The following is a 4822-nucleotide window of genomic DNA, read 5'->3' as shown; positions in this document are numbered from 1 at the left end:
CCAAACATCCAGATATGTTTTTGATATAAAGCAGCTATATCTGTAACTAGAGCAAGAGTTTCTTGATCATCTTCTTTTTCAGCAATTCTCATTATTATGTTAGCTTCAGCTAAAAGAAGTTTAAAGTCTTCTAACATTAATTTAACAGCTTCTTTAGCTGCATAAGCTTTAGTTTCAGCTTCAGCTAAAACAGTATGCTTTAAGTATATTTCTAAAGATCCAAAAGGTCTGTGCCCAATCATTAAAATTCTTTCAGCAACAGAATCGATTTGTGCATCAACTTCACCCATTATACCATCAAGCATAGGATGTATAACAAAGAAATGCTCACCAGTTAAGTTCCAATGAAAGTTGTGTATTTTGGTTTTAAATACATGTAAGTCTCCTACAAATTTGTTCATTTGAAATACTAGATCTTTATTTTCCATAAAAAATCCTCCTCTTGTTTAAAAAACCTTTAGTTTTTATTTTCTGACTTCACTTTCATTATTCGAGAATTTTAGAAATTTCCTTTTAAGAAAATAAAAAAATTAATATGACATATTAGCAAGAGTTTTACTTATTTTTTCAGAGACCTCTTTCATAGCAATAATAATCTCATTTATATGAGATTCATTAGTACTACTACTAAAAAAAGGGCAGCTAAGGGCAGCTATAATTTTATTACTTTTATCATAAATAGGAATAGCTATGGCACTAACAGTATTTGAGTGCTCCATATTATCAAATGCAATTTTTTTTATATTGACTTTAAATAATTCTTTCTTTAAAGTATCTCTATTAGTTATAGTATTTTCGGTATATTTTGGTAAAACTTCAGGGAGTAAAGAGTTTAATTTTTTTTCAGTTAATTGACAGATTAAAATTTTACTTGCTGCTCCAGCATGCAAAGGAAAGATTGCATTTTCAGGGACAGTAATCTTATAATAGTCATTACTTTCAACAGAAGCAATAACTCTAATTTTATTTTTATCAAAAACACTAACTTTAAATGTTTCTTTAAACTTTAAAGATAACTCTTCTAAATACGGATAAGAAATATTTTTTATTAAGTTATAGTTTTTATTTTTATTTGAAAAATAGTCAAATTTATTTCCTAAAGTATAATCTTTTCCATTTTGATAGATATATCCCATTGTAACTAAAGTATAGATCAATCTATTTGTTGTAGCTTTAGGGATATTCAAATCTTTGGATATTTCAGCTTGAGAAGCTTTTTCTTTTAAATAAAGATAGTTAAAAATTTTATCAATTTTTTCCATAGCTGGAACTAATTTTTTCATAGTTTAATTCACCATTGTTGTGGTCTTTTGTACTTTACCAAATCCTTTTTGATAAGTAGTTCTTTCTATTGTTCCACTAGGATATCTTTTTTCTACAGTAACTTCAGGTCCAGATTCAGCATCTATAAATTCAACTATTTCATAGATATTGTTACCAGATTTCCAAGTTTTTCCAACTGTAAATGGTGTTTTTAAAATAACTTCACCTTTAGTTAAATTAAGGTTATCTATATTTATCTGAGTATTCTCACCAACATAGATTAGGGAGATTGAATCACTATTAACTAGATACACTCTTTCAACTCTTGTAGCCGTATCAGTAGTTTCTTCAATAATAAATTTTAAACCATTTTTTCGAACTGTTTTGCTAGTAGTTTTTGAACCAGCATTTTCAAATCCACCTTTATAAGTAAAATCTCCTGCTACAAAAAAATCAGAGACAACATATTCTTCTGTATTACTACATCCCATAAAAAAAAGTAAAAAACCAAAAACAAATAGATATTTTTTCATAAAATCTCCTCCTATAAAAAGAATATTTTCATTAGTATAAACTGATTATACCTTAAATATAAAAAATCTACTAGAAAAAAAAGTTGATTATGTAACATATGTTACAGGAAAAAAATAACTATACTGATATAATCCACTTATATATTTTAGAAATAAGGAGAGATATCAATGGAAAAAATACCAATGTTTTGTTTTCAATGTCAAGAAACAGCAGGAAATAAAGGCTGCTCAGTAGTAGGAGTTTGCGGAAAGAAACCGACTACATCAAATCTTCAAGATTTACTTATTTATACAGCAAAAGGTATATCTATTTTGAGAGAAAATCTATCTTTAGAAAATAGATTAGAAAATAAAGAATTAAATTCAGAGATTGATTACTATATAACAAACTCTTTATTTATAACAATAACAAATGCAAATTTTGATGATGAAATGATTGCTAAAGAGATTTTAAAAGGATTAGAGATTAGAGATAAAGTAAAGGTACAATTAGAAAAATTAAAATTAGATATAAAAAGATTAAAAGAGCATGATGCAGTAACATTTACAGTAAAAACAATCGAGGATATGAATAAAAAAGCTTTAACAATTGGTGTACTTTCAACTGAGAATGAAGATATAAGATCTTTAAGAGAGGTTATAATTTATGGATTAAAAGGTATGGCAGCATACTATGAGCACTCTGTAAATTTAGGATATGAGAAATCAGAAATAGTTATATTTATAGAAAAAGCTTTAGTTTCAACTTTAGATGATTCAATAGAGTTAGGAGAGTTAGTTGGATTAACTTTAGAAACAGGGAAATTTGGAGTAGATGTAATGTCATTATTAGATTCTGCCAATACAGGAAAATTTGGAAATCCAGAGATAACAGAGGTAAATATTGGAGTTAGAAATAATCCAGGGATTTTAATATCAGGTCATGATTTAAATGATATAGTTCAACTTTTAGAACAAACAGAGGGAACAGGAGTAGATGTATATACTCACTCAGAGATGTTACCAGCTCACTATTATCCAGAGCTAAAAAAATATAAGCATTTAGCTGGAAACTATGGAAATGCATGGTGGAAACAAAAAGAGGAGTTTGAAACATTTAATGGTCCTGTTGTATTCACAACAAACTGTATAGTACCTCCAAAAGCGGGAGCTTCATATGGAGGAAAAGTATTTACAACAAATGCAACTGGATTCCCAGGATGGAAAAGAGTTGAAGAGAAGAATGGAAAGAAAGATTTCTCAGAAGTTATAGCGTTAGCTAAAACATGTAAAGCACCAACAGAGATTGAAACAGGAAAAATTATAGGTGGATTTGCACATAACCAAGTATTTGCACTAGCTGATAAAGTTGTAGATGCAGTAAAATCTGGAGCAATTAGAAGATTCTATGTAATGGCAGGATGTGATGGAAGAATGAAGTCTAGGGATTATTACACAGAGTTTGCAGCTAACTTACCCAAAGATACAGTTATTTTAACAGCAGGTTGTGCAAAGTACAGATATAATAAGCTAAACTTAGGGGATATATGTGGAATTCCAAGAGTTTTAGATGCAGGGCAATGTAACGATTCATACTCTTTAGCATTAATAGCTTTAAAATTAAAAGAGGTATTCCAATTAAATGATATAAATGAGCTACCAATAGCTTATAATATAGCTTGGTATGAGCAAAAAGCTGTAATAGTTTTATTGGCGTTACTACATTTAGGAGTTAAAAATATCCATTTAGGCCCAACAATTCCAGCATTTTTATCAGGAAATGTTTTAAAAGTTTTAATAGATAACTTTAATATTGGGACTATTTCAACAGTGGAAGAGGATTTAAAGAGTTTCTAAAAAATGGAAATAAAAATGGTAAGGGATGAGTTCCTTACCATTTTTTTATATATTATCTTGAAACAGTTGAAATACCATTATTGATGATGTTATAAATCTCATCTTTTGAAACTAGATTAGCATCTCCTCTTACAGTGTGCTTATAAACCGAAGCTGCAGTTGCAAAATCTACAATATCTTTAGGTGAGTGGTTGTTATAGATTCCAAAAAGAGCTCCAGCAACGAAGGCATCCCCTCCACCAACTCTATCAACAATTTGGAAAGTATATCTAGGTGAAGCTACAAGTTCACCATCTTTAAAGATGAAACCAGTTAAAGAATTTTCATTAACTGAGTGTGTTTCACGTTTTGTAGAAAGTAGATATTTTATATTTGGATATTTTTTTGTAATCTCTTTATAATACTCATTTAAATCTGAATGATTTCCTAGTTTTATAATATTTTTAGCATCTAAAATACCAGCAAAACAGATATCTATATATGGAAGATAGCTTGTTAGAACAGGAGAAGCTTCATCTAAAGTCCAAAGTTTTCCTCTATAGTTAAAATCAAAACTAATTAAAACTCCCATCTCCTTAGCTTTTTCCATAATTTTAATAGTAAGTTCCTTGCAATTTTCAGAAAGAGCAGGTGTAATTCCAGAAAGATGTAGTATTTTACAATCTTTTAGAATTTTTTCTATTTGCAACTCACTATAATCTAAAGTAGAAAATGATGAGTATTTTCTATCATAAATAACAGATGATGCTCTAACACTTGTTCCAACTTCTAAGTAGTAAGTTCCAAGTCTTTCTCCACCAAGAACTATATTTTTAGTTTCAACTCCATTAGATTTTAAATATCTAAAAATAGAGTCAGAAAGTGGATTGTTTGGAAGCTTAGTAACATACTCAGATTCTATTCCAAAGTTAGCAAGAGAAACAGCTACGTTAGCTTCTCCACCACCATAGTCAGCTCTAAATGTGTTGCTTTGAATAAATCTATTATTATTTTCAGTAGAAAGACGTAACATAATCTCTCCAAGAGTTACGATTTTACTCATAATTAGATCTCCTCTCTAACCTTTTTAATTTTAGCTACAAAAGCTTTTGCAGTAGCAGTAATCTCTTCAGAAGGTCCAGTAGCTAACTTACCACCAACACCAACAGCAACAACACCATTTTTAATCCATTGATCAACGTTTTCTAAAG

5 protein-coding genes are annotated in these 4822 nt (G+C 29.2%); 1 reads left to right on the top strand and 4 read right to left on the bottom strand.

Annotated elements, in window-relative coordinates:
• The 3 genes from ACRC8M_RS11090 to ACRC8M_RS11080 all read right to left on the bottom strand — a co-directional run.
• On the bottom strand, positions 1 to 428 hold a 428-nt coding region (locus ACRC8M_RS11090; protein WP_438529180.1), incomplete at its 3' end, for a Dps family protein.
• A 102-nt stretch (positions 429 to 530) separates the two neighbouring features.
• Positions 531 to 1283 (bottom strand): IclR family transcriptional regulator, encoded by a 753-nt coding sequence (locus ACRC8M_RS11085; protein ID WP_438529179.1) that lies wholly within the window; start codon positions 1281 to 1283, stop codon positions 531 to 533.
• 3 nt (positions 1284 to 1286) lie between these two features.
• Positions 1287 to 1796, bottom strand: coding sequence for a hypothetical protein (locus tag ACRC8M_RS11080; protein WP_438529178.1), 510 nt, complete (start codon positions 1794 to 1796; stop codon positions 1287 to 1289).
• A gap of 168 nt (positions 1797 to 1964) precedes the next feature.
• Here ACRC8M_RS11080 and hcp point away from each other — a divergent pair, with 168 nt between their 5' ends.
• Entirely contained in the window at positions 1965 to 3632 is a 1668-nt protein-coding gene (gene hcp, locus ACRC8M_RS11075; protein ID WP_438529177.1) for a hydroxylamine reductase, read from the top strand.
• Between the two features lie 52 nt (positions 3633 to 3684).
• Here the strand turns inward: hcp and ACRC8M_RS11070 are convergent, their stop codons facing one another.
• Positions 3685 to 4674, bottom strand: coding sequence for a PfkB family carbohydrate kinase (locus tag ACRC8M_RS11070; RefSeq protein WP_438529176.1), 990 nt, complete (start codon positions 4672 to 4674; stop codon positions 3685 to 3687).
• Positions 4675 to 4822 lie beyond the last annotated feature (148 nt).

The organism is Cetobacterium sp., from assembly GCF_051653945.1.
In the GTDB taxonomy this organism is placed as follows: domain Bacteria; phylum Fusobacteriota; class Fusobacteriia; order Fusobacteriales; family Fusobacteriaceae; genus Cetobacterium_A.
This window is presented reverse-complemented; position numbering and strand designations above follow the sequence as displayed.

What these genes read in the sequence shown, in the direction of transcription:
- ACRC8M_RS11085 (WP_438529179.1), bottom strand. Translation starts at nt 1,283, where the DNA reads ATGAAAAAATTAGTTCCAGCTATGGAAAAAATTGATAAAATTTTTAAC.
- ACRC8M_RS11080 (WP_438529178.1), bottom strand. Translation starts at nt 1,796, where the DNA reads ATGAAAAAATATCTATTTGTTTTTGGTTTTTTACTTTTTTTTATGGGA.
- hcp (WP_438529177.1), top strand. Translation starts at nt 1,965, where the DNA reads ATGGAAAAAATACCAATGTTTTGTTTTCAATGTCAAGAAACAGCAGGA.
- ACRC8M_RS11070 (WP_438529176.1), bottom strand. Translation starts at nt 4,674, where the DNA reads ATGAGTAAAATCGTAACTCTTGGAGAGATTATGTTACGTCTTTCTACT.